Origin of the sequence: Pararoseomonas baculiformis, from assembly GCF_017813395.1 — a bacterium.
GTDB classification, from domain to species: Bacteria; Pseudomonadota; Alphaproteobacteria; order Acetobacterales; family Acetobacteraceae; genus Roseomonas; species Roseomonas baculiformis.
The window spans coordinates 1-21,658 of the sequence record NZ_JAGIZB010000007.1 but is presented as its reverse complement, the minus strand read 5'-3'; the positions used below and the strand labels follow the sequence as shown (position 1 = coordinate 21,658).

The 21,658-nt window shown below is 71.6% G+C and carries 23 protein-coding genes; 10 read left to right on the top strand and 13 right to left on the bottom strand.

Features of this window, described 5'->3' with window-relative positions; translation table 11 throughout:
• Positions 1 to 24 precede the first annotated feature (24 nt).
• Positions 25 to 729: a hypothetical protein gene (locus J8J14_RS08760; RefSeq protein ID WP_209379119.1), complete on the bottom strand. Its 705-nt coding sequence runs from the start codon at positions 727 to 729 to the stop codon at positions 25 to 27.
• 134 nt (positions 730 to 863) lie between these two features.
• On the opposite strand from J8J14_RS08760, the gene J8J14_RS08755 reads away from it, so the two are divergent.
• Complete coding sequence (locus J8J14_RS08755) at positions 864 to 1,844, top strand: Bug family tripartite tricarboxylate transporter substrate binding protein (protein WP_209379117.1); 981 nt, start codon at positions 864 to 866, stop codon at positions 1,842 to 1,844.
• A gap of 140 nt (positions 1,845 to 1,984) precedes the next feature.
• On the opposite strand, the gene J8J14_RS08750 is transcribed toward J8J14_RS08755, so the two are convergent.
• The 3 genes from J8J14_RS08750 to J8J14_RS08740 all read right to left on the bottom strand — a co-directional run bounded on the left by J8J14_RS08750 (position 1,985) and on the right by J8J14_RS08740 (position 3,616).
• The gene (locus tag J8J14_RS08750; RefSeq protein WP_209379115.1) at positions 1,985 to 2,167 is read right to left on the bottom strand and encodes a hypothetical protein; all 183 of its coding nucleotides are present in this window, start codon (positions 2,165 to 2,167) and stop codon (positions 1,985 to 1,987) included.
• A gap of 6 nt (positions 2,168 to 2,173) precedes the next feature.
• Positions 2,174 to 2,788, bottom strand: a complete 615-nt coding sequence (locus J8J14_RS08745) for an HNH endonuclease (protein WP_209379113.1) — start codon at positions 2,786 to 2,788, stop codon at positions 2,174 to 2,176.
• A 162-nt stretch (positions 2,789 to 2,950) separates the two neighbouring features.
• On the bottom strand, positions 2,951 to 3,616 hold the full coding sequence (locus J8J14_RS08740) for an alpha/beta hydrolase (protein ID WP_209379111.1): 666 nt from the start codon (positions 3,614 to 3,616) through the stop codon (positions 2,951 to 2,953).
• Between the two features lie 45 nt (positions 3,617 to 3,661).
• Here J8J14_RS08740 and gluQRS point away from each other — a divergent pair, with 45 nt between their 5' ends.
• On the top strand, positions 3,662 to 4,528 hold the full coding sequence (gluQRS, locus tag J8J14_RS08735) for a tRNA glutamyl-Q(34) synthetase GluQRS (RefSeq protein ID WP_209379109.1): 867 nt from the start codon (positions 3,662 to 3,664) through the stop codon (positions 4,526 to 4,528).
• A 62-nt stretch (positions 4,529 to 4,590) separates the two neighbouring features.
• Here the strand turns inward: gluQRS and J8J14_RS08730 are convergent, their stop codons facing one another.
• The 4 genes from J8J14_RS08730 to J8J14_RS08715 form a co-directional block, all read right to left on the bottom strand.
• Positions 4,591 to 6,615 (bottom strand): PAS domain S-box protein, encoded by a 2,025-nt coding sequence (locus J8J14_RS08730; protein ID WP_209379108.1) that lies wholly within the window; start codon positions 6,613 to 6,615, stop codon positions 4,591 to 4,593.
• 39 nt (positions 6,616 to 6,654) lie between these two features.
• Positions 6,655 to 7,539 (bottom strand): PhzF family phenazine biosynthesis protein, encoded by an 885-nt coding sequence (locus tag J8J14_RS08725; RefSeq protein WP_209379106.1) that lies wholly within the window; start codon positions 7,537 to 7,539, stop codon positions 6,655 to 6,657.
• A gap of 90 nt (positions 7,540 to 7,629) precedes the next feature.
• Positions 7,630 to 8,604, bottom strand: coding sequence for a tripartite tricarboxylate transporter substrate-binding protein (locus J8J14_RS08720; RefSeq protein WP_209379105.1), 975 nt, complete (start codon positions 8,602 to 8,604; stop codon positions 7,630 to 7,632).
• A gap of 76 nt (positions 8,605 to 8,680) precedes the next feature.
• Positions 8,681 to 8,971 carry a 4a-hydroxytetrahydrobiopterin dehydratase gene (locus tag J8J14_RS08715; RefSeq protein ID WP_209379104.1) on the bottom strand — a complete coding sequence of 97 codons (291 nt, stop codon included), beginning with the start codon at positions 8,969 to 8,971 and terminating at the stop codon, positions 8,681 to 8,683.
• Between the two features lie 58 nt (positions 8,972 to 9,029).
• Here J8J14_RS08715 and J8J14_RS08710 point away from each other — a divergent pair, with 58 nt between their 5' ends.
• The 3 genes from J8J14_RS08710 (at position 9,030) to J8J14_RS08700 (ending at position 11,220) form a co-directional block, all read left to right on the top strand.
• Positions 9,030 to 9,437, top strand: coding sequence for a metallopeptidase family protein (locus tag J8J14_RS08710; protein WP_209379103.1), 408 nt, complete (start codon positions 9,030 to 9,032; stop codon positions 9,435 to 9,437).
• Between the two features lie 113 nt (positions 9,438 to 9,550).
• Entirely contained in the window at positions 9,551 to 10,339 is a 789-nt protein-coding gene (locus J8J14_RS08705; protein WP_209379102.1) for a histidine phosphatase family protein, read from the top strand.
• Positions 10,336 to 11,220: an NAD(P)H-hydrate dehydratase gene (locus tag J8J14_RS08700; RefSeq protein WP_209379101.1), complete on the top strand. Its 885-nt coding sequence runs from the start codon at positions 10,336 to 10,338 to the stop codon at positions 11,218 to 11,220. The genes J8J14_RS08705 and J8J14_RS08700 overlap by 4 nt, the downstream gene beginning before the upstream one ends.
• A gap of 103 nt (positions 11,221 to 11,323) precedes the next feature.
• Here J8J14_RS08700 and J8J14_RS08695 read toward each other — a convergent pair whose 3' ends face one another.
• The 4 genes from J8J14_RS08695 to J8J14_RS08680 are packed head-to-tail and all read right to left on the bottom strand — an operon-like array spanning position 11,324 to position 13,843.
• Positions 11,324 to 11,983 (bottom strand): uracil-DNA glycosylase family protein, encoded by a 660-nt coding sequence (locus J8J14_RS08695; RefSeq protein WP_456307510.1) that lies wholly within the window; start codon positions 11,981 to 11,983, stop codon positions 11,324 to 11,326.
• The gene (gene cobB / locus J8J14_RS08690; RefSeq protein WP_209379100.1) at positions 11,974 to 12,684 is read right to left on the bottom strand and encodes a Sir2 family NAD+-dependent deacetylase; all 711 of its coding nucleotides are present in this window, start codon (positions 12,682 to 12,684) and stop codon (positions 11,974 to 11,976) included. Before cobB ends, J8J14_RS08695 begins: the two co-directional genes overlap by 10 nt.
• Positions 12,685 to 12,714: 30 nt before the next feature.
• Positions 12,715 to 13,251, bottom strand: a complete 537-nt coding sequence (gene thpR / locus J8J14_RS08685) for an RNA 2',3'-cyclic phosphodiesterase (RefSeq protein ID WP_209379099.1) — start codon at positions 13,249 to 13,251, stop codon at positions 12,715 to 12,717.
• Positions 13,252 to 13,255: 4 nt separating this feature from the next.
• Positions 13,256 to 13,843, bottom strand: a complete 588-nt coding sequence (locus tag J8J14_RS08680) for an arylesterase (RefSeq protein ID WP_245215595.1) — start codon at positions 13,841 to 13,843, stop codon at positions 13,256 to 13,258.
• Between the two features lie 70 nt (positions 13,844 to 13,913).
• Here J8J14_RS08680 and J8J14_RS08675 point away from each other — a divergent pair, with 70 nt between their 5' ends.
• Positions 13,914 to 14,666 carry an ABC transporter ATP-binding protein gene (locus J8J14_RS08675; RefSeq protein WP_209379097.1) on the top strand — a complete coding sequence of 251 codons (753 nt, stop codon included), beginning with the start codon at positions 13,914 to 13,916 and terminating at the stop codon, positions 14,664 to 14,666.
• Complete coding sequence (locus J8J14_RS08670; RefSeq protein WP_209379096.1) at positions 14,663 to 17,179, top strand: ABC transporter permease; 2,517 nt, start codon at positions 14,663 to 14,665, stop codon at positions 17,177 to 17,179. Before J8J14_RS08675 ends, J8J14_RS08670 begins: the two co-directional genes overlap by 4 nt.
• Positions 17,180 to 17,220: 41 nt before the next feature.
• On the opposite strand, the gene J8J14_RS08665 is transcribed toward J8J14_RS08670, so the two are convergent.
• Positions 17,221 to 17,940 carry an EAL domain-containing protein gene (locus tag J8J14_RS08665; RefSeq protein WP_245215594.1) on the bottom strand — a complete coding sequence of 240 codons (720 nt, stop codon included), beginning with the start codon at positions 17,938 to 17,940 and terminating at the stop codon, positions 17,221 to 17,223.
• Positions 17,941 to 18,390: 450 nt separating this feature from the next.
• Between J8J14_RS08665 and J8J14_RS08660 the strand changes: the two genes are divergently transcribed.
• The 3 genes from J8J14_RS08660 to J8J14_RS08650 all read left to right on the top strand — a co-directional run bounded on the left by J8J14_RS08660 (position 18,391) and on the right by J8J14_RS08650 (position 21,483).
• A complete protein-coding gene (locus J8J14_RS08660) occupies positions 18,391 to 19,065 on the top strand; it encodes a phosphoribosylanthranilate isomerase (RefSeq protein WP_209379094.1) in 675 nt (224 codons plus the stop codon).
• Between the two features lie 75 nt (positions 19,066 to 19,140).
• The gene (locus J8J14_RS08655) at positions 19,141 to 20,508 is read left to right on the top strand and encodes a CoA transferase (RefSeq protein ID WP_245215593.1); all 1,368 of its coding nucleotides are present in this window, start codon (positions 19,141 to 19,143) and stop codon (positions 20,506 to 20,508) included.
• A gap of 177 nt (positions 20,509 to 20,685) precedes the next feature.
• Positions 20,686 to 21,483 (top strand): Bax inhibitor-1/YccA family protein, encoded by a 798-nt coding sequence (locus J8J14_RS08650; RefSeq protein WP_209379092.1) that lies wholly within the window; start codon positions 20,686 to 20,688, stop codon positions 21,481 to 21,483.
• Positions 21,484 to 21,658: the final 175 nt, after the last annotated feature.

Here is a 21,658-nt window from a genome sequence, read left to right as displayed (position 1 = left end):
TAGCGCGGGAAACGCCGCAGGGAATCAGGTCCGCCACATCGGCCCGGCCAGGGGTGGCCGCGCCGGGCGGGGGGCAGGGCGCCGCGGGGCAGGGGATGGCGGCGCGGCGGCGGGCGGCACCGGCAACTCCTCTTCCACTTCTGCCGGAGGGGCTTCCGGCACGCTCCCGGCCAAGGCGCCGATCAGGCGCATGGTCACGGCGAGAAGCGGGTCCCGCAGGCCACGGCGGATATCGGTGCCTTCCGGCGCCAGCATCATCACCACGAAGACCCGGCGCTCCAACATGGTGGCGCAGCCCAGCTGGCGCCGGGGGTTCTCGCCGCGCAGATACACGTCCAGGCAACGCGCCGTCGGGCCTGCCTCGCTCGCGCGGGCGCCGAAATGCCGGAAGGTGACGTTTTCCCGCCGGGATGCGGCATCGACGGCGACGGACCGGGCGAAATTCTCGATCGCGCCGCCGACATCCGGGTGTTCCTCCCCGTCCCGCGCCATCGCGCGGGCATTCGGGGCCAGGGCATGCACCGAGGCGGCGGCCCGGTTCGGGCTGGCGTAGCGCGCGATCACCGTTTCGGCCGCGCCGCGCTCCGGGCGGAACTTGCGGAAGCCGCTGACCTCCTCGGGCAGGCGGGCGAAGGCCTCCTGCGCCGTCAGCTCCGGGGCGGACCGGCCGCCGCAGGCGGCCATGAGCGGGAGGAGCCCGGCAAGGAGAAGGGCTGCGCGACGATGCATGGCGCATCCTAACCACGGAGCGCCGCGGGGACGAGTGCTGCGCGGCCACGCCCGGCAGGGCTATGCCCGGCCTGTGCGGAAGCGCCGGGCAAGGCTATGGGGAGCGCCTGAAAACGGATCACCTGGAGGAACCCATGCAGAGGCGCGACATGGTCCTGGGCCTGGCCGGGCTGGCCGGGACGGCGGCACTGGGCCGGGCCGCGGCCGCACAGGCCACGGGTTGGAAGCCGGATCGGCCGCTGCGGCTCATCGTCACCTTCCCGCCGGGCGGCGTGATGGACATCTGCGGCCGCCTGGGCGCAGAGCTTCTCAGCCAGGCCCTGGAGCAGCCCGTCGTCGTGGAGAACCGCGCCGGGGCGGGTGGCAATGTGGGCGCGCTGGCCGCAGCCCAGGCGGCGCCCGATGGCTACACCATCCTGCTCGGCAGCCCCGCGATCCTCGGTGTGAACCCCGTGCTCTATCCCCGCTCGGGCGTGGACGCCTCGAAGGACTTCGTTCCGCTCGGAACGATCGGGGAGGTGGCGAATATCCTCTCCGTCATCCCCCGCCGCGTGCGGGCGACCACGCTGCAGGAGCTGATCGCCGAGGCAAAGCGCCGCCCACTGCTCTATGGCTCGGTCGGGAATGGAAGCTCCTCCCATTTCGCGGGCGCCACCTTTCTGAGGATGGCGGGGATCGAGGCCACCCATGTGCCCTATCGCGGCTCCGCGCCACTGGTGACGGCCATGCTGGCCGGCGAGGTGGATTTCGGCTTCGACAGCACCGCCACCTCCACGCCGCATATCCGCTCCGGCGCCTTCCGCGCCCTCGCGGCCTCGACCACCCGCCGCGCCTCGGCCCTGCCGGAGGTGCCGACCATGGAGGAGGCCGGGCTGCCCGGCTATGACGTGGGGCTCTGGACCGGGCTTTTCGTCCACCGGGCCACGCCCGCGCCGGTGGTGGCCGCGCTGCGCCAGGCCATGGCGAAGGGGCGCGGCCCCGAATTCGAGGAGAAGCTGCGGCGCGCCTATGTCGATCCGCTGGTCGTGCCCGAGGCCGAGCTGGACCGCTGGACCGCCGAAAGCGCGGCGAAATGGGCCGGAGTGGCGCGCGACCTGAAGCTGGAGGCTGACTGAGGCCTCGGGTGCCGGCGCCGTCAGCCCGACCTCTCCGAACCGGTAGAGGAAAAGGACGGTAAGGGATCGGGGGGACGAAGAAGTCCCTCCTCTCTCCCCGGTTCCACGAGCGGGAGCCGGTCGGAAAGCCCGCCCGGATATCAGGGAGGAGGCAGGCGCATCCGCGGCATGCGCTCGGCCCGCATCCAGTCCGGCCAGCCGATATAGCGCTCCACCATCACCAGCCCGATGGCCAGCACCAGGGCTGCCATCATGACGATGAGCTTGGTCCGCCCGGGCGGGTTCCGCCACAGGCGCCACATGAAGAAGAGCATACGGTCCAAGCGGGATCAGCTTTCCAGTTCGCTGTCCCAATACAGGTAATCGCGCCAGCTTTCATGCAGGTGGTTGGGCGGGAAGGCTCGGCCGTTCTCCTGTAGCTCCCAGGAGGTGGGCTGGCGCGGCACCTGCCGGGGATGCATCCCGATCTCGCGCGGCAGCTTCGAGCCCTTGCGCAGGTTGCAGGGGCCGCAGGCCGCGACGACGTTCTCCCAGGTGGTTCGGCCGCCGCGGCTGCGGGGGATTACGTGGTCGAAGGTAAGGTCGGGGGCGGGGCGCTCATCACCGCAATACTGGCACTCGAACCGGTCCCGCAGGAACACGTTGAAGCGGGTGAAGGCCGGGCGCCGGGCGGAAGGGATGTATTCCTTGAGCGCGATGACGCTGGGCAGGCGCATCGTCAGGCTCGTGGAGTGGACCTCGGTGTCGTACTCGTTGAGCACGGACACCCGGTCGAGGAACACGGCCTTCACGGCATCCTGCCAGGACCAGATCGAGAGCGGGAAATAGGACAGGGGCCGGAAATCGGCGTTCAGCACGAGGGCGGGGAAGGAACGCCCCCCAAGGGGGGCGACGAAGGCGGGAAGGTCCCCGTAATCGCCGCCGAGTGTCGAACCGTCTGGCACGCGCTGCTCCTTGCCGGAGGCGCGGGACCACCATCGCTGGGGCTCGGCCGGGCGGTCGGGCCCCAGATCAAGTGGCGCCGCCCCGAACGGGAGAAAGATGACAGCGCATGCCGGGGCGCGCAACTCGCCTGCCGCGCAGCTTCACGCGACCGTCACGCAGGCTCAGGCCGGCGGCAGGCTGGCGGCAGCGCGCTGGAGGAAGAGGGCGCCGGCGGCAAGGCCCGCATCATCAATGCCATGGGCGAGTCGTGGCGAATACACGGCCTCAACCGGCACCCCCGCGTCGCGCAAATCGCGTTCCGCCGCCCGGCTGCCCGCGGCGGGCACCACCTCGTCCACCTCTCCATGCACCAGCAGCACCGGCGGGCGGCCGCGCAACTCCCGGCCCAGGGACTCGGGCGCCAGGAGCAGGCCGGAATAGGCCAGGATGGCGGCGGGCGGGGTGGCGCGGCGCAGGCCGCAGAACAGGGCGGTCATCGCGCCCTGGCTGAAGCCCATCAGCATCACATGGGTTTCCGGCAGGCCGGCCGCCGCGCATTCGCGGGTGATGGCCGCGTCCAGCACCGGCGCCACCTGGCGAACGCCGGCCTCCAGCCTCGCGGGGCTGCGATCGGTCAGGTCGAACCATTGCCGCCCGAAAGGCGCGCCCTGGTACGGGGTGGGAGCATGGGGGGAGATGAACAGCGCATCCGGCACGGCGCGCGACCACTGGGGGGCAAGGTCGATCAGGTCGTTCCCGTCTGCTCCCACGCCATGCAGCAGGAAGACGATCTGCTTCGCCTTCCCCTTGGAGGCGGGGCCCCAGCGCGGTCCGTCCAGCTCGGCCATCTCTGCTTTCCTTCCTGACGCCACCCGGCTAACCCGGCCGGCGCGATGGCAGCAAGACCACGTTCCAACGGCATCGTCACGCGCTTCGCGCCCAGCTCGACGGGCTACCTGCATCTGGGCCACGCCCATTCCGCGCTCATCGCCTGGCGCGCGGCGCGGGAGGCCGGGGGCCGCTTCCTGCTGCGGATCGAGGATATCGATCGCACGCGCTGCCGCCCGGACTTCACGGCGGCGCTTCTGGAGGACCTGGCCTGGCTCGGCCTGAACTGGGACGGGGAGCCGCGCGTGCAGTCCGCGCATTTCGGCGATTACCGGGCGGTGCTGGACTCCCTGTCCGGCCGCGGCCTTCTCTATCCCTGCTTCTGCACCCGCGGGGAGATCGCGCGGGAGGTGGCCGCGATCGGGGCTGCGCCGCATGGGCCGGAGGGCATGCTCTATCCCGGAACCTGCCGCCGCCTGTCCGGGGCCGAGCGTGCCGCGCGCATCGCCTCGGGGGCGCCTTATGCGCTACGGCTGGACATGGCGGCATCGCTGGAAACGGCGGGCGGGCCGCCGAGCTTCGAGGAGCTGGGGGAGGGACGGCTGCGCTGCGATCCCGCCCGCTTCGGAGATCCGGTGCTCGCCCGCAAGGACACGCCGGCCTCCTATCATCTCTGCGTCACCCATGACGACGCGCTGCAGGGCGTGACGCTGGTGACGCGCGGAGAGGACCTGAAGGCGGCGACCGACCTGCACCGGCTGATCCAGGTTCTGATGGGCTGGCCCGAGCCCGCCTATCGCCACCACCCCCTGCTGTTGGGGCCGGATGGGAAGCGGCTGGCCAAGCGTGACGGCGCGGTGGCGCTACGGGCCCTCCGCGCCGCGGGGCGGAGCCCGGCGGAGCTGCGCCGCATGGCAGGGCTGGCCGGTTAGGACCCTGCGCGGGTCCCTGGTCCGTGATGCCCGGGGCTGGTGGCTTCCGGCCGGCACACCCCTTAGGCCAGCGGGTCGCCACCGTGGTTCAGGGGAATCGCCATCTCGCAGACCAGCCCCTCGGCCTGCCAATCCATCCGCACCGTTCCGCCGAGCTGGCCGCGGATGGTGCCCTCCAGCATGCGGGAGCCGAAGCCCCGTCCGGGCGGCGGGCCGGAAAGGGGAGGCCCGCCCCGTTCGCACCAGCGCAGATGCAGCATGTGGCCCGGGCCATCCTCAAGGTTCCAGTGGATGGCAAGCCGCCCGGCCCGGACGGAGAGCGCGCCGTGCTTCACGGCATTCGTCGCCAGCTCATGCACCGCCATGGCGATGGGCTGCGCCGCGCGGGCCGGGAGAATGATCGGCGCTCCCTCCAGCGTGGCGCGCCTCTCGTCGCCGCCGAGGAAGGGGCCGATCTCCCCGAACAGAAGCGCCCGCAGCGCGGCCCCAGCCCAGCGGTCCTCGGCCAGCAGGGTCTGGGCCCGGGCCATGGAGGCGACCCTGCCCTCGATGGCGCGGCGATAGGAGGAGACATCCTCCGCGCGGGTCAGGCGGAGCGCGGCCTGCACCACGGCCAGCGCGTTCTTGGCCCGGTGGTCCACCTCGCGCATGAGGAGCGCCCGGCGTTCCTCCGCCGCGCGGCGCTCGGTGATGTCCTGCGCCACGCCCGCCAGGCGGCGGGGGCTGTCATTCTCCGGATCGCGCTCCACCACGGCACCGAAGGAGCTGACCCAGGCCCAGCTCCCATCCGGGCGGCGCACGCGGAACTCGGCGGCAAAGCGGGGTTCCTCCCCACGCGCCACCGCCCAGAAGAGCCGCTCGATCCTGTCCTGGTCCTCCGGGTGGATGGAGGCGACCCAATCCGCGGTGGTGAAGTTCATGGAAGGCACCAGGGGCAGATGCGTCGCCAGCGGTCCGGCGCGGGAGCCTGTGCCGCCGACGAGGTCGAACTCCCAGGTGCTCAGCTGCGCCGCCTCGATCGCCAGGCGCAAACGGGCATTGCTGGCGCGCAGCGCCGCATCGGCCGCCTTGCGGTCGGTGATGTCGAGATGCGCGCCATAGGACACGTCCCGCCCGCCCAGGCGGATTCCCTGCACGCGCACGAGCACATCGCGGATCTCGCCCGAGGCCAGGCGGTGCCGGGCCTCGAAGCTCTGCAGCCCCGGTTTGATCATGCCCGCGCGGCCGCGCACGCGGATGGCCCCGGAGTCGCCCAGCGCGTCGATATCGGCGATGGAGAGCCGGGTGAATTCGTCCCGCGTGTAGCCGTAGCTGTCGCAGGCGAAGGCATTCACATCCAGCACCGCATGCGTGGCGGGATCGACGATGATCACGGCGAAGGGCGCCAGGTCGAACAGGGTGCGGTGGCGCTCCTCGCTCTCGCGCAGCGCCGCCTCCGCGCGGGCACGGCCCACCGCGTCCCAGGTCCGCTCGGCCACCTCGCGCACCAGCATCGCCTCGGCCGAAGTCCAGCGGCGGGGCTCGGGCTCGTGGACATAGAGGATGGCGGTCAGCCGCCCGCCTTTGACCAGCGGCGCGACGATCAGCGCGCGCGTGCCGATGCTGTCCCAGGCCGCGGCCCGGTCCTCCCCGGCGGCGCGCGGGTCGGTCCGGCAGTCCTGCACCATCAGCATCCGGCCGCGGCGAAGTTCCCTTATCAGCTCGGGCCCGAAGCCATCCAGCAGCCGGGCCTCCCCCGCCAGGCTCGGCAGGCGCCCCGCGCTCCAGTCCCGCTCCACCCGCACCACCTCGCCGGCGGCATCGATCTCCCCATAGCCCGCACGGGCGGCGCCGAGCTCGCGGCCGAGCATGCCCGCCGCGGCCACCATGGCTTCCAGCGGATCGGAAAGGTCCCGCAGCCGCTCGTCCAGGGCCAGGCGAAAGGCGCTGGCCGGACCTCCCGCGCCGCATTCCTGCTCGTTCAGCAGGCGCAGGGCAGCGCGCAGCGCCTCGTCCCGGTCGCGATAGCGGCCCGAATCGAGGCAGGCGGCCAGCAGCGCTTCCGTTTCCGCCGTCAGGCCCGTGTTGCCTTCGTGATCGAGTGGCATCGCTGGCAGGAACCCTCCAGGCTCATCCGGCCGGCTGGCTCAGAGGACCGCTTCGCCGCGCAGCACGGGGACGCAGCCCCCGCCCACGCTGGCGCGGATACCATCCGCCGCGCGCCGGGCGCTGGTCCGGAGCAGGCTGGGGCGGCCCATTTCAACGCCCTGGGTGATATTCAGCCGGGCCTCCTCCCTGTCCGAGAGGGAGAGGAGCAGGGCGGAGAGGGGCGTTGCGGCGCTGCCCGTGGCCGCGTCCTCCACCGTGCCGCCCAGGGGCGCGAACATCCGGGCCCGGACGGCGCCTGGGCCGGCATGTGCGTACAGATAGAGGCCAACCCGCCCCTGCAGCCCGGGATGTGCATCGGCCATGGCGCGGAAGGCGGCGAAATCCGGCTGCGCGCGGGACAGGGCCTCCGGCGCGCATTCCGCCAGGATGAAGCTGTTGCCCGTGCCGGCCTGCACCGGCGGATGCGCGGCGCTGCGGATGGCGGCTTCCTCCAGCCCCGCGCAGGCCGCGATGGCCGCGGGAGCGAATCGCTCGCCGAGGGAGAGCGGCTGCGGGGCGGCGATGGTGGCGCCTGTCACGCCGCCCGCCGCGTCGCGCTCCACCGCGATCTCCACCAGCCCTGCGATCTCCTCGAAAACCAGCCGGTCCCCGCCGTTCCGCTGCGCCAGCACGAAGCCGGTCCCGACATTCGGGTGGCCCGCGAAGGGCATCTCGTATTTGCGGGTGAAGATCCGCACGCGTGCCGTATGGGCCGGGTCATCGGGCGGAAGGACGAAGGTCGTCTCGCTCAGGTTGAACTCGGCCGCCAGGCTCTGCATCTCGGCATCCGACAGGCCGCGCGCATCGGGAAAGACGGCGAGCTGGTTGCCGCCGAAGCGGCGATCCGTGAAGACATCGACGGTGACGAAGGGGTAGGTCCGCATGGCCTGCTTCTAAACCGCCCGGCTGCCCCTGTCGTCAGGGCGGGAGGAGCGGCTAGCCACGCCGCACCTCCGCCCCTCCAGGGCGCTGGGTCAGGCGGATTGGGGCTGGATGCCGGCCTTGCGCGCCGCATCGCCCCACTTGTCCAGCTCCGCCTGGACGAAGCGCCGGGTTTCCTCCGGGGTGGAGCGGGTGACCGCGGCGCCCAGATTGGCATGGCGGGCGGCGATATCGGGGCGCATCACGGCCGCGCCGCAATCGGCGGAAAGCTTGGCCAGCACGGGCTGCGGGATGTTGGCCGGGCCGATCACCATGCCCCAGGTGGACGCCTCGAAGCCCGGCATGAAGGCCTCGCCCAGCGTCGGCACGTCCGGCAGCTGCGGCGCGCGCTCGGCCCCGGTGGTTGCCAGCGCCTTGAAGGCGCCGGACTGGATATGGGGCAGGGCGGCCGGGACCGTGTCGAACATGATGTCCACGCGCCCCGCCATCAGGTCCGGATGCGCCTGGGTGGAGCCGCGATAGGGCACGTAGGTCAGCTCTATCCCCGCGCGCTGGGCGAAGAGCACGGGGGCGAGACGCACCACGCCGCCAGTGCCGGCGAAGGTGACCTGCCCGCCGGCCCCGCCCGACTTGGCACGGGCCACGAGTTCCGCCGGCGTGCTGGCGGCGAAGCCCTTGCTCGCCACGATCACCAGCGGCGTGCGGGTGGTGAGGGTGACGAAGGAGAAGTCCTTCATCGTGTCATAGGGCAGCCGATAGAAGGCCGCGTTGACCGGGTGGCCCACCGAGACGAGGCCGAGGGTGTGCCCGTCCGGCGCGGATTTCGCGATCACGTCGGTGCCGATGATGCCATCCGCCCCGGCGCGGTTCTCCACCGGCACGGGGTACCCCCACTGGGCGGCCAGCGGCTCCGCGATCAGGCGGGCGGTGATGTCCGAGACACCGCCGGGCGTGTAGGGCACCACCATCCGCACGGCCCGGGAGGGGAAGTTCGTTCCCTGGGCCAGCAGCGGACGGGCGGCCAGGATGGCGGGGGCCGCCAGGATGGCGCGGCGGGAAAGGGACATCATTTCCTCCTATCCGCCTTTTTCGGCGGCTGAGGGGAAAGGTTGCCCGGCCCGCCCCCGCCGCGCAACGATGCTGTCAGCCCAGCAGGGCGTCGATGGAGGCGGCGAGCCGGATATCGCGCTCGCTCAGCCCGCCGGCATCATGGGTGGTGAGGGTGATCTCCACCCGGTTCCATACATTCGACCATTCGGGATGGTGGTCCTGCGCCTCGGCGAGCAGGGCGACACGGGCCATGAAGCCGAAGGCCTCGGAGAAGTCGCGGAAGCGGAAGGCGCGATGGATGGCGTCCCGGTCCGGGGCCATGCCCCAGAGCGGGAGAAGGGTGGAAAGCTCCTGCCGGCGGGCGGCGGGGAGGGGTTCGGCCATGATGGGTGTCCCGGTGGTTTCTCTTGACCAGGGCATCCTTATGCCGCCCTTGACGCCCATGACGAACACCGAGCTGCGCTGGGGCGCCCCACCTTCCGCCGAGGACCTGGCCGAGCTGGCGGAGCGCGCCTTCGCCGCCATCCCGGAGCCGCTGCGCGACGCCGTGCGGGGCGCCGCCATCCTCGTGGAGGAGCTACCGGACGACGAGACGCTGGCGGAACTGGGCCTGGAGCATCCCTGGGAGCTGACCGGCCTCTATCGCGGGACGCCGCTGACCGAGAAATCCGTGCTCGACGCGCCGATGGAGCCGGACACCATCCTGCTCTACCGCGAGCCGATCCTGGTGGAATGGGTGGAAACGGGCGAGGACCTGTTCCGGCTGGTGCGGAACGTGCTGATCCACGAGATCGCGCATCATTTCGGCTATTCCGAGGAAGGGATCGCGCGGCTGGAGGGCGAGGGCTAACGCAGCCCATCGGGCCACCCGCCGGAAGCGGCGCAGCCCTTGGCCATCCCATCCGCTCCCACCCCAACCCGCCCTGCCCGCCCGCGTTGGGCTCCGGCAGGAGGGGAGCGCCCATGCCCGAACACGCCCATCCCAGGCCGTCCCAGCGATGGCCGGACACGCTCTGGATCCTCCGCCACGGCGAGAGCGCGGGGAATGTAGCGCGGGACGCGGCCATGCGGGCCAAGGCCGCCCGGATCGCGGTGGAGGGGCGGGATGTGGATGTGCCGCTGAGCGCGCTGGGGGAGGCGCAGTCGCGCTCGGTCGGCCATTGGTTCGCCGCCATGCCGGAAGCGGCGCGGCCGGAGGTGGTGCTCTGCTCGCCCTATCGCCGCGCGCGGCAGACGGCGGCGCTGGTGCATGAGGCGGGCGGCCTGCCCATCGCGCGGGAGGACTTCGTCATCGACGAGCGCCTGCGCGAGAAGGAATTCGGCGTGCTGGACGGGCTGACCACCCTTGGCATCCGCGAGTCCATGCCGGACCAGGCTGAGTTCCGCCGCATCCTCGGAAAGTTCTACCACCGGCCGCCCGGTGGCGAATCCTGGTGCGACGTGATCCTGCGCCTGCGTTCCGCGCTGGACACGATCAGCCTGCACCATGGTGGCCGCCGCGTGTTGATCGTGGCGCATCAGGTCGTCGTGCTCTGCCTGCGCTACCTGCTGGAGAACATGACCGAGGAGGAGATCCTCGCCATCGACCGCGAGGGCGACGTGCCGAATTGCGGCATCACCGAATACCGCTTCGATCCCGCCGCGGGTGCCACCGGGTCGCTCAGGCTGCTCCGCTACAACTTCGTCGCGCCGCTCCAGCGCGAGGGCACGCCCGTGACGGCCGAGCCCGACGCGAAGGCGGTGGGCGCATGAGCCGGATCACGCCGGCCTGGCTGCGGGCGCATCCGCTTCCCTTTCCCGCGGCGGATGACGACAAGTCCCGGCGTGGCACGGTGCTGGTGGTGGGCGGCTCCGCCGAGGTGCCCGGCGCCGTCCTCCTGGCCGGGGAGGGCGCGCTGCGCGCCGGTGCCGGCAAGCTCCGCATGGCCACGGTGCGCTCGATGGCGCCGCATCTCGCCATGGCCATGCCGGAAGCGCTGGTGATGGCGCTGGAGGAGACGGGGGAAGGCCGCATCGCCCCCGGCGCCGCGCGCGCCCTGATCCCCCGGCTGAATGCCTGTGCCTCCCTCCTGATCGGGCCGGGCCTGCCGGGCGAGGGCGCCGAGGCCCTTGTCGGCGCGCTGCTCGGCAGCCTGGAGCCTGGCCGGGGCCTTGTTCTGGATGCGGGCGGGATGAGCGGCCTCGTCGGACATCCGGAGGCGCTGCGCCCCCACGCGCCGCGGGCCGTCATCACCCCCCATGCCGGGGAAATGGCGGGCCTGCTTGGCATCCCGAAGGAGGACGTCTCGGCCGATCCGCTGGCCGCGGGGCGCCGGGCGGCGCAGGAGCTGGGCTGCGTGGTGGCGATGAAGGGCGCGCAGACCTGGGTCGTCGCGCCCGAGGGGCAGGCGATGCTCTGTGACCACGGCCATGTCGGCCTCGCCACCTCAGGATCGGGCGATACCCTCGCGGGCATCGTCGCCGGCCTCCTCGCCCGCGGCACGCCGGTCTTCGAGGCCACGGCCTGGGCTGTCTGGCTTCATGCCGAGGCCGGGCACCGGCTGGCGCGGCGCATCGGGCCGCTGGGCTTTCTGGCGCGCGAGCTCCTGGCGGAAGTCCCGGCCGTCATGGCGGATCTTTCGGCGGGGGCCTGAAGGCGGTCCACTGGGGAGCGCCGCTCCCCTGCACCCCTCGCCGGGGAGCATGATGCTCCCCGGACCCCACCATCTGTTCAAAGCGCCGAGGGGAGGGGAGGCCTCACCCAGTGGGCGCGAGGGCCCGCGCGACCTCCTGCCGTAGCGCGGGGATCACCTCTGCATCGAACCAGGGATTGCGCTTCGCCCAGACAAGGGTTCGCCAGGAAGGGTGGGGCAGGGGAAAGTGGTCGGGCAGTGTCTCGGCATAACGGCGGATGCGCTCGGCAAAGGGCATCCCGCGGCCGAGGACGAAGCGGATGGCATGGGCCCCAACCAGGAGGCGGAGCCGGGGCCGGGCGAAGAGGGGCAGGATGCGCGGGTGCCAGGTGGGCGCGCATTCCGGGCGGGGCGGCGCATCGCCGCCGCGGGGCAGGTGGCCGGGGTAACACATGCCCATGGGCAGGATGGCGACCTGCGTCGGGTCGTAGAAGCGGTCCCTGTCCAGGCCTAGCCAGTCCCGCAGCCGCTCGCCCGAGGCGTCCTCGAAGGGGATGCCGGAGAGATGGGCCTTGGTGCCCGGCGCCTGGCTGGTGATGACGATCCGGGCCTTGGCATGCAGCTGGTGGATCGGGCGGGGGCCGAGCGGCAGGTGCGGCGCGCAGAGGGTGCAGGCGCTGGCGGCTGCGGCGGCCTGCTCCATGCCCGCGCCGGGCGGCAGCCCGGGATCGCGGGCCGGGCTGTCCGGCGGGGCGGCGGGCGGCGCGGGGCGGATCAGGCCCATCTCGCCAGCATGTCCCGGACGAAGGCTGGGACGAGCTGGGTGGCGGGGCCGTGGCGGGCCTCGTCGAACAGATGGCTGCCTTCGCTGGGTTCCAGGTTCAGCTCCAGCGTGTCGGCCCGGTGGCGCACCTCCCGCACGAAGCCGGCGGCAGGATAGACCGCGCCGGAGGTGCCGATGGAGACGAAGAGGTCGCAGCCCTCCAGCGCCTGCCCGATCCGTTCCATCTCCAGCGGCATCTCCCCGAACCAGACCACATGGGGACGCAGGCTGCCGGCGGCGTCGCAATCGGGGCAGGTGGAAGCTGGGGTAAGGTCGCCGGGGGCTGGGCTCACCCCCTCGCAGCGGAGGCAGCGGGCCTTGGCCAGCTCGCCATGCATGTGAATCAGCCGGCGGGAGCCAGCGCGGTCATGCAGGTCGTCCACGTTCTGGGTGACGAGGAGGAGCTCGCCGGGCCAGCGCGCATCCAGCTCGGCCAGGGCCTCATGCGCCGCGTTGGGGCGGATGGCGGGATCGCGCAACTGGGCGCGGCGGGCATTGTAGAAGCCCTGCACCAGCGCGGGCGTGCGGGCGAAGGCTTCGGGCGTCGCCACATCCTCGATGCGGTGGCGGGCCCAGATGCCATCCGGGTCGCGGAAGGTGTGGAGGCCGGATTCGCGGGAGATCCCGGCGCCGGTGAGGATGACGATCTTCGGTGGAGCCATGTCCGCCCGAAGATCGGGGCGCGTCAGCCCTCAGGCAAGCTCGTATTCCACCTCCGGCACATAGACCGGGTTTTCCTTCCCCAGGCGGGAGGAGAAAAGCGTGAAGTGCTCCATCATCACCGGCGGCGCGCGGAACAGGTTGTGGGACTGCACGAAGGCGACGAGCTTGTCCGGCGGCGCCTTGTCCGTGCGCGCCAGGGTGACATGCGGGGCGAAGCGGCGGCGCTCGGGGTCCAGCCCCATGCGCTGCAGGGCCGTCTCGATCTTCTGCTGGAGATGGGTCAGCCCCTCGGACTTCTCCACCCCCACCCAGAGGGTCTGGATCTTCCCCGCCTTCTCGAAGGTGCCCACGCCACGCAGGGAGAGCTCGAAGGGGCGGCAGCGAATGGCCGAGAGGGCCTCGTCCACCTCATCGGCGCGCCAGCCCTCCACCTCGCCGATGAAGCGCAGGGTCAGGTGGTAGTTTTCGGGCGGAACCCAGCGGGCGCCCTGGATTCCGCCCGCGAGCATGGAGAGCTGCGTCCGAAGCGTCTCGGGCAGGGCCAGGGCAACGAAGAGGCGGACCATGGCTCTAGGCGGGCCTCACCTTGCTGAGGAGGGTTTCGACGGCTGGCACCATGCGGCGCACCATTTCGTCAACGCCGCGCGGATTGGGATGGATGCGGTCCGGCTGGTTCAACTCGGCTTCGCCCGCCACCCCTTCCAGCAGGAAGGGGTAGAAGACGATATCGGGGTTCTCGCGGGCAAGGGTCTGGAACACCTCGGCGAATTCGCGGCCGTAATCCGCGCCCAGGTTCGGCGGGGCCAGCATGCCCGCCAGCAGGGTGGGCAGGTTGCGGGCCTTCAGCGCATCCAGGATGCCCTTCAGGTTGGAATAGCTGTTTCGGGGCTCGATCCCGCGCAGCCCGTCATTGCCGCCCAGCGCCACGATCACGGCATCGGGCCGCTCGGCCAGGGCCCAGTCCAGCCGGGCGCGGCCGCCCGCGGTGGTGTCTCCGGAAACCCCGGCATCGATCACCGTGACCTCGTGCCCCTTGGCACGCAGCGCCGCTTCCAGCTTCGCGGGCAATCCCTCGCCGCGGGCCAGGCCGTAGGCAGCGGTGATGCTGTCCCCCAGCATCAGCAGGCGCACGGGACGGGGGGCCTGGGCGAGGGCCATCCCGTTCAGACACAGAACGAAACCGGCGGCACCCCTACCCAGGAGCCTCCGGCGCCCCAATCTCGCCACCATGCCGGACTCCCTGACCCAATCCCCGGCCGCCACGGATGTGACGGCCCATCGCGACAACTCGGGCACGACGCTGATCGATGCGCGCGCCCTTTCCTTCAGGGTGGTGGGGGCAGGGGGGGAGGTCAACATCCTCAGGGGCGTCGATCTCTCGGTGCAGCCCGGGGAAGCCGTGGGCATCGTCGGCCCCTCCGGCTCGGGCAAGACTTCGCTGCTGATGCTGCTGGCGGGGCTGGAGCGGCCCACGGGCGGCACGCTGCATGTGGCCGGGGAGGACATGGCGGTTCTGGACGAAGACGCGCTGGCCCGGTTCCGCCGGGACAATCTGGGCATCGTCTTCCAGGCCTTCCACCTCGTTCCCACCATGACCGCGCTGGAGAACGTGGCGATCCCGCTGGAATTCGCCGGGCGCCCCGACGCCTTCGACCGCGCGGCGGAGGCCTTGCGGTCCGTGGGACTGGGTCACCGGCTGTCCCATTATCCCGGCCAGCTCTCGGGCGGCGAGCAGCAGCGCGTGGCGCTGGCCCGCGCCTTCGTGGCCGAGCCCGCCCTGCTGCTGGCGGATGAGCCCACGGGCAACCTGGACCGTGCCACGGGCGAGATGGTGATGGACCTGCTCTTCGGCCTGCGGGAGCGCTTCTCCACCACGCTGGTCCTCATCACCCATGATCCCTCCCTCGCCGCGCGTTGCGAGCGGCAGGTGCGGGTGGAGGACGGGCGGATCGTTTCCGACAGCCGGGCCGCCCGCGCATGAGGAACTGGAGCCTGGGCTGGCGCCTCGCGCGGCGGGAGCTGCGCGGCGGGGTGAAGGGGCTGCGCATCGTCCTGGCCTGCCTCGCCCTGGGCGTGGCGGCGATCGCGGCCGTGGGCACGCTGCGCGCGGCGGTGGAGGCGGGGCTTGCGGCCGACGGGGCGCGCCTCCTGGGCGGCGACGTGGCCGTGGCCAATTCCCGGCCCTTCCCGCCGGAAGCGCGGGCCTGGATCGAGGGGCAGGGCGGACGCGTCTCGGAGGTGGTGCTCATGCGCGCCATGGCCGTCGCCCCCTCGGGCGAGCGGACCCTGGTCGAGCTAAAGGCGACCGATGCCGCCTATCCTCTCTATGGAGAGGTGGCGCTGGACCCGCCAGGGCCGGTGGGCGCTGGCGCGAATGGCCTGCCGCCGGTGGTGATGGACCCCATCGTGGCACAGCGCCTGAGCCTGAGCCCCGGCGACGAGCTGCGGATTGGCGAGGCGCGCTTCAGCTATCGCGGCGGGCTGCTGTCGGAGCCGGACAAGGTGGCTGGGCCGGCCGTGCTCGGCCCCCGCGCCCTGATCCCCCTCTCGGCGCTGGAGGCGGCGGGGCTGGTGCAGCCGGGCAGCCTCGTCACCTATGAGATGCGCGCCGCCCTGCCGCCGGGGCGGGATGGAGCGGCCTTCGCATCCGCCCTGCGGAACCAGCCCTTCGCCGACCATGGCTGGCGGGTGCGGGAGGCCTCGCAAGGCCAGCCGGGAGTGAACCGCTTCCTCGACCAAGCCGCCTCCTTCCTCGTTCTCGCGGGGCTGACGGCGCTGCTGGTGGGCGGGATCGGGGTGGCAACCGGCGTTCGCTCCTGGCTGGACCAGCGCGGGCGCACCATCGCCACGCTGCGCTGCCTGGGCGCGCCGGCAGGGGCGATCTTCGCCACCTATCTGATCCAGGTGGTCGGGCTGGCGCTGCTGGGGATCGTGATCGGGCTGGTCGCGGGCTATGGCCTGACCTGGGCGGCGGCCGTGGCGCTGGCCGATGCGCTGCCCGTGCCCCCACGCCTTGGCTTCTACCCGCTGCCGCTGGCTCTCGCGGCTACCTATGGAATGCTGACAGCCCTTTCCTTCGCTCTCTGGCCGCTGGGCCGGGCGCGGGACATTCCCGGCGCGGCCCTGTTCCGGGACAATGTCCAGCCCGTGGCGGGCGCGCGGCCCCGGATCGGGCTGCTGCTGGCCAATGGCACGGCGGTGGCGGTGCTGGTGGCGCTGGTGGTGGGCACGGCGGAGCGGCCGGGCTTCGCGCTTTCCTTCTGCGGCGCGGCGCTGGCCACCTTGATGCTGTTCCGCATCGCGGCGGCCGGGCTGCAGGCCGTGGCGCGCCGCATCCCGGCGCGCAGCCATCCCTCGCTCCGGCTGGGGCTCGCCAATCTCCACCGGCCCGGGGCACCGACCTCGCTGATGCTGGTCTCGCTCGGCATCGGGCTGACCACCCTGGCTGCCATCGCGTTGATCCAGGGCAATCTCCGCCACCAGATCAGCGAGAGCCTGCCCGACGCCGCACCCTCCTTCTTCTTCATCGACGTGCAGTCGGACCAGACGGCGGAGTTCGACCGCATCGCCGCGGGGGTGCCGGGGGTGACGGAGGTGAAGCGCGTGCCCTCCCTGCGCGCGCGCATCTCCGCGGTGAACGGCGTGCCGGTGGAGCAGGTGCAGGCCACCGAGGATACGCGCTGGGCGCTGCGCGGTGATCGCGGCCTGACCTATGCCGCCAAGCCGCCCGAGGGCACGCGGATCGTGCAGGGCCAGTGGTGGGCGCCGGATTACCGGGGCGAGCCGCTGGTTTCCCTGGATGAGCGGCTGGCGCGCGGCTGGAATGCCGGGCTCGGCTCCACCATCACGGTGAACGTGCTGGGGCGTGACATCCCGCTGCGCGTGACCTCCACCCGCGATATCGAGTGGCGGGGCCTGGGGCTGAACTTCACCATGATCGCCTCGCCCGGCCTGCTGGAGGCGGCGCCGCACACGCATATCGCCACGGTGCGCGGCGACCCGGCACGGGATGCGGCGCTGCTGCGAGCCGTGACGGATGCCTTCCCCAACGTCACCGGCATCCGCGTCCGCGATGCGCTGGAAGCGCTGGGCGCGCTGCTGCGGCGGCTGGGCACGGCGCTGTCCTCCACCGCGGCGCTCACCCTGGTTTCGGGGCTGCTGGTGCTGGCCGGGGCGGTGGCGGCCGGACAGCGGCGGCGGATCCGTGACGCGGTGGTGCTGAAGACGCTGGGCGCGACGCGGGCGCAGATCCGCCGGGCTTGGCTGGTGGAGTTCGGCCTGCTCGGCCTCGTGGCCGGGCTGGTGGCGGCGGCGGTGGGCACCGCGGCTTCCTGGGGCGTGACGCGCTTCGTGATGCGGGCGGACTGGACCTTCCTGCCGGGCACCCTGGCCGGCACGATCCTGTTCTGCGTCGTGTTGACCCTGGCCATGGGCTATGCCGGGACGGCGCTGGCACTGCGGGCCAAGGCGGCGCCGCTGCTGCGGAACGAATAGGCTGGAACGGTCCCCCCGCCGGTGGCGGGGGGCCTTCGGCCTCAGGCCTGCCCCAAGGTCTGCATGGAAGCCGCGGGCCAGGGGATATCGGCATCCCGCGCGATGCCTTCGAAGACCGGGCGGGCGAAGTAGAAGCCCTGCATGTAGCGCACGCCGGCGGCGCGGAGGGCCTCCACCTCGCCGATCCGCTCCACCCCTTCGACCACCAGCTTGATGCCGATCTCCCGCGCCAGCCCGACCATGCTGGCGACGATGGCGAGGCGCACGCGATCCGTGTCGCAATCCTTCACCACGGCGCGGTCCAGCTTCACGCAGTCCGGCTTGAGGGCGGCGAGGCGTGCCAGCCCCGAATGGCCCGTGCCGAAGTCGTCGAGCGCGATGCGAAACCCGTGGCGCCGGTATTCGGCGATGATCCCGCGGATATGGGCCTCGTCGGCGATGCGCTCATCCTCGGTCAGCTCGAAGGTGAGGCGGTCCAGCGGGAAGCCGGTGCTGGCGGCCGCCTCAAGGGTGCGGCGAATGCAGGCGCGCGGCTCATAGACGGCGTTGGGCAGGAAGTTGATGTTGAGGTGGCAATCGAGCCCGAGGCGCGACGCCATCTCGATAGCCTTCACCCGGCAGGCCTGGTCGAAAGCGTAGAGATTGCTCTCATTCACCTTGGCCAGGATGGAGCCTGCACCTTCTCCAGCAGGGCCACGGACCAGTGCCTCATGGGAGTCGATCCGGCTTTCGTGCAGGTCGATGACCGGCTGGAAGGCCATCGTGAAGGGGAAATCCAGGCGGCTCTCGCGGCACCCCGCACACGAAACTGTCTCAACACGCACGCTGTGACTCCAGGCTTCCGCACCCCGGCCCCGCCAGGCAGCCAGCGCGGCTTCCCTGGGGACCATCCGCGAACTCTAATACAGCACCACAACCAGCAGTATCTGTATTTCGCCTGTTCCCAAACGTTCCCCATGCATGCTTGTTTTGTTCTATTCAGAGGCAAGGCGGCTTAACTTGGATCAAGCCTAAGTGAAGGAACAAAAACGGGTGATCGAGGCCGGGAAGCCTTCCGATGCACTCGGTCTCCTTCTGTCTGCGGGTCTCCGCCTGATTTTCCCAACCCTTGTGCTGCGCGGTGAGCGCGCCAACGGCACAGGGCCGCGCGATGAAACGCAGCTGGCCGCGCGGGGTTGCATGCCAGACCTGGCTGTCGGCATGGGGCGGGAATGAGAACCCGGATCAAGATCTGCTGCATCGCCTCCGTCGCCGAAGCCGAGGCAGCGATCGCCGCCGGCGCGGATGCGCTGGGCCTGGTCGGGGCCATGCCCTCCGGCCCAGGGCCTATCCCGGATGCGGTGATCGCCGAGGTGGCTGCCATGGTGCCGCCGCCGGTCTCCACCTTCCTCCTGACCTCGGAGGTCACGGCCGAGCGGATCGCCGCGCATGCCCAGGCCACGCGGCCCTCCACGGTGCAGGTCGTCTCCCATATCGACCCGGCCGAATCCGCGAAGCTCGCGGCACTCCGGCCCGATCTGCGGCGCGTGCAGGTGATTCATGTGGAGGGGCCGGACGCCCTGGCGCTGATCCCGCGCTACGCGCCGCATGTGCATGCCTTCCTGCTCGACTCCGGGCGTCCCGGCGCCGCCATCCCGGAACTTGGCGGCACGGGGCGGGCGCATGACTGGGAGGTCAGCGCCGCCTTCGTGCGGGCCAGCCCGCTGCCGGTCTTCCTGGCGGGCGGGCTGAACCCGGCCAATGTGGGGGAGGCGATCCGGCGCGTGCGCCCCTTCGGCCTCGATCTCTGCTCCGGGGTGAGGAGCGGGGGGAGGCTGGACGCAGCCAAGCTGGCCGCCTTCATCGACGCCGCGCGGCTGGCGGATCATGCGCTGGAGCATGGCTGAGCCGCAGGCGCCACGCATTGCCGGTGCGGTGGCTTCCATGCTCGCATCTTCCGTATGGAAACGCCGCATCAGGTCTTGTCGGGGCTCTGGCGGGGCGTCGGGCTGGCGCCGGAGGCACTGGCCCGTGTGACTTTGGCCGGCGGGGATCCCGTCCTTCCCTCCTCCTTCCGCCTGGCCACGGCGGCGATGGCAGGGATCGGTGCCGTGGGCCTAGCCGCGGCGGAGATCCACCGCCGCCGCGGCGGGCCGGCACAGGGGGTTACGGTCGAGGCCGGGCATGCCCTGGCGGAGTTCCGCAGCGAGCAGTTGATGCGCGTGGATGGCGCCCCGCTCGGCGATCCCTGGGATGCGATCGCCGGGGCCTATCGTTGCGGCGACGGGCGCTGGGTGCGGATCCACACCAACTTTCCCCATCACCGGGACGGCTTCCTGCGCTTGCTGGGGGCGGAATACGATCGGCCCGCCGTGGCCCGGGCGCTGGAGGGCTGGGAGGCGCCGGGTTTGGAAGACGCCGCGGCCGCGGCGGGGCTGCCCGCCGCCATGATGCGCAGCTCCGAGGAATGGGACGCCCATCCCCAGGGCCGGGCCGTTGCCGCCCTTCCCGTGATCGAGATCACCCGGATCGGCGACGCCCCGCCCGAGCCGCTGCCGCGACTGGCCGACCGGCCCCTGGCCGGGCTGCGCGCGGTGGAGCTGACCCGGATCATCGCAGGCCCGGTCTGCGGCCGGGTCTTGGCCGCCCATGGGGCGGAGGTGATGCTGGTCACCGGCCCGCATTTGCCCTCGATCCCCAGCCTTGTCGTGGATACGGGCCGGGGTAAGCGCTCCACCGCCCTGGACCTGCGGGACGAGAGCGGGCGGGCTGCCTTGCGGGGGCTGGTGGGCGGGGCGGACCTGTTCATCCAGGGCTATCGCCCCGGCGCCCTGGCCACGCGCGGCTTCGGGCCGGAAGCGCTGGCTGCACTCCGCCCGGGCATCATCTGCGTCTCCCTCTCCGCCTATGGCCGGCTGGGTTCCTGGGCCGGGCGGCGCGGCTTCGATTCGCTGGTGCAGACGGCGAGCGGCTTCAACGAGGCCGAGGCCGAGGCGGCCGGTGCCCCGGGCCAGCCGAAGCCCTTGCCCTGCCAGGCGCTGGACCATGGGGCAGGCTACCTCATGGCGCTGGGCGCATTGGCCGCCCTGACACGGCGGGCGGAGGAAGGGGGGAGCTGGCATGTGCAGATCTCCCTCGCGCGCACCGGGCTATGGATCCGTGGGCTTGGGCGGGTTCCCGGAGGACTTGCCGCACCGGCGCCAGGGCTGGAGCCAGGGCTGATGGAGGACGCCGCCACGCCGTTCGGCCGGCTTTCGTCGGTCCGCCACGCTGCTCTCCTGGAGCGGACGCCCGCGCGTTGGACGAGCCCGCCCCTGCCTTTGGGCAGCGACCCGCCTCGCTGGCCGTGATAGCCTGTTCCGGGATGCGGCTTCAGGCCCCATAAGGCCGCCGCGGGTGCAGGGCTGCGGCGCAAGCGGCCGACCAGATGCCATCCGCAGCTTGCCGCTTGATTTGGATTACAGGAATTCCATATATCAACGGCACGGGGGAAGGCGGGTGCCTTTCCCAGGAGGAGTTTCGACAACATGGCCTTCGGTCCCGACAACCGGTTCCAGGGCGGTCCATCCGCCTGGACGCAGCCGCTCGGCCGCGCCGCTACCGATGCCGCGGCGCTGGATGCCGGCCTGCGCGCGTATATGCTGCGCGTTTATAACTGGATGGCCTCCGGCCTCGCGCTGACGGCCATCACGGCCTATGTCATCGCGAACACCCAGCTGGCCGAGCTGTTCTTCAACATCGTGCGCACGCCGCGCGGCCTGGCGACGCAGCCGACGATCCTGGGCTTCGTCGCGATGTTCGCCCCGCTGGCTTTCGTGATGGTGCTGTCCTTCGGCATCAACCGACTGTCCAAGGGCGCCACCCAGGCTCTGTTCTGGGCCTTCTGCGTCGCGATGGGCGCCAGCATGGCGAATATCTTCGCCGTCTATGTCGGCGCTTCCATCGCCAGCACCTTCTTCGTGACGGCCGGCATGTTCGCTGCGGTCAGCATCTACGGCTACACGACGAAGGCCGACCTGACGCGGATGGGCGGCTTCCTGATGATGGGCCTGATCGGCATCCTCATCGCCGGCCTGGTGAACATGTTCATCGGCAGCTCGGCTCTGCAGTTCGCGATCAGCGTGATCGGCGTGGTGGTCTTCACCGGCCTTACCGCCTACGACACGCAGCGAATCAAGAACGACTATGTCGAGTACGCCTATGCCGAGGGTTCGGACGAGGCGGCCAAGCGCTCGGTCTTCGATGCCCTGGGCCTCTACCTGAACTTCGTGAACCTGTTCCAGCTGCTGCTGCAGTTCATGGGCGTCCGCCAGTCAAGCGACTGATCGGCGCGGGCCTGAACGACAAACCCCGGGGAGCGATCCCCGGGGTTTTTTTCTAGGCCGGCAAAGCTGGCTGGCGTTGTGCGTTAGCAGGGTGGTCGGTTGACGAGCTCTGGAGGCGCGGGATGGCCAGGCTGCTGGCACGGGCGCAACCCGGACGTGAGCGGGTGTTGGTTCC

Bases quoted from the DNA above. Each gene is read 5' to 3' on its own strand.
- J8J14_RS08665 (WP_245215594.1), bottom strand. From the start codon at position 17,940: ATGGCCTTCCAGCCGGTCATCGACCTGCACGAAAGCCGGATCGACTCC.
- cobB (WP_209379100.1), bottom strand. From the start codon at position 12,684: ATGGCTCCACCGAAGATCGTCATCCTCACCGGCGCCGGGATCTCCCGC.
- J8J14_RS08675 (WP_209379097.1), top strand. From the start codon at position 13,914: ATGCCGGACTCCCTGACCCAATCCCCGGCCGCCACGGATGTGACGGCC.
- J8J14_RS08705 (WP_209379102.1), top strand. From the start codon at position 9,551: ATGCCCGAACACGCCCATCCCAGGCCGTCCCAGCGATGGCCGGACACG.
- J8J14_RS08680 (WP_245215595.1), bottom strand. From the start codon at position 13,843: ATGGCCCTCGCCCAGGCCCCCCGTCCCGTGCGCCTGCTGATGCTGGGG.
- J8J14_RS08755 (WP_209379117.1), top strand. From the start codon at position 864: ATGCAGAGGCGCGACATGGTCCTGGGCCTGGCCGGGCTGGCCGGGACG.
- J8J14_RS08740 (WP_209379111.1), bottom strand. From the start codon at position 3,616: ATGGCCGAGCTGGACGGACCGCGCTGGGGCCCCGCCTCCAAGGGGAAG.
- J8J14_RS08710 (WP_209379103.1), top strand. From the start codon at position 9,030: ATGACGAACACCGAGCTGCGCTGGGGCGCCCCACCTTCCGCCGAGGAC.
- gluQRS (WP_209379109.1), top strand. From the start codon at position 3,662: ATGGCAGCAAGACCACGTTCCAACGGCATCGTCACGCGCTTCGCGCCC.
- J8J14_RS08760 (WP_209379119.1), bottom strand. From the start codon at position 729: ATGCATCGTCGCGCAGCCCTTCTCCTTGCCGGGCTCCTCCCGCTCATG.
- J8J14_RS08730 (WP_209379108.1), bottom strand. From the start codon at position 6,615: ATGCCACTCGATCACGAAGGCAACACGGGCCTGACGGCGGAAACGGAA.
- J8J14_RS08650 (WP_209379092.1), top strand. From the start codon at position 20,686: ATGGCCTTCGGTCCCGACAACCGGTTCCAGGGCGGTCCATCCGCCTGG.
- J8J14_RS08670 (WP_209379096.1), top strand. From the start codon at position 14,663: ATGAGGAACTGGAGCCTGGGCTGGCGCCTCGCGCGGCGGGAGCTGCGC.
- J8J14_RS08715 (WP_209379104.1), bottom strand. From the start codon at position 8,971: ATGGCCGAACCCCTCCCCGCCGCCCGCCGGCAGGAGCTTTCCACCCTT.
- J8J14_RS08725 (WP_209379106.1), bottom strand. From the start codon at position 7,539: ATGCGGACCTACCCCTTCGTCACCGTCGATGTCTTCACGGATCGCCGC.
- thpR (WP_209379099.1), bottom strand. From the start codon at position 13,251: ATGGTCCGCCTCTTCGTTGCCCTGGCCCTGCCCGAGACGCTTCGGACG.
- J8J14_RS08695 (WP_456307510.1), bottom strand. From the start codon at position 11,983: ATGGGCCTGATCCGCCCCGCGCCGCCCGCCGCCCCGCCGGACAGCCCG.
- J8J14_RS08720 (WP_209379105.1), bottom strand. From the start codon at position 8,604: ATGTCCCTTTCCCGCCGCGCCATCCTGGCGGCCCCCGCCATCCTGGCC.
- J8J14_RS08700 (WP_209379101.1), top strand. From the start codon at position 10,336: ATGAGCCGGATCACGCCGGCCTGGCTGCGGGCGCATCCGCTTCCCTTT.
- J8J14_RS08660 (WP_209379094.1), top strand. From the start codon at position 18,391: ATGAGAACCCGGATCAAGATCTGCTGCATCGCCTCCGTCGCCGAAGCC.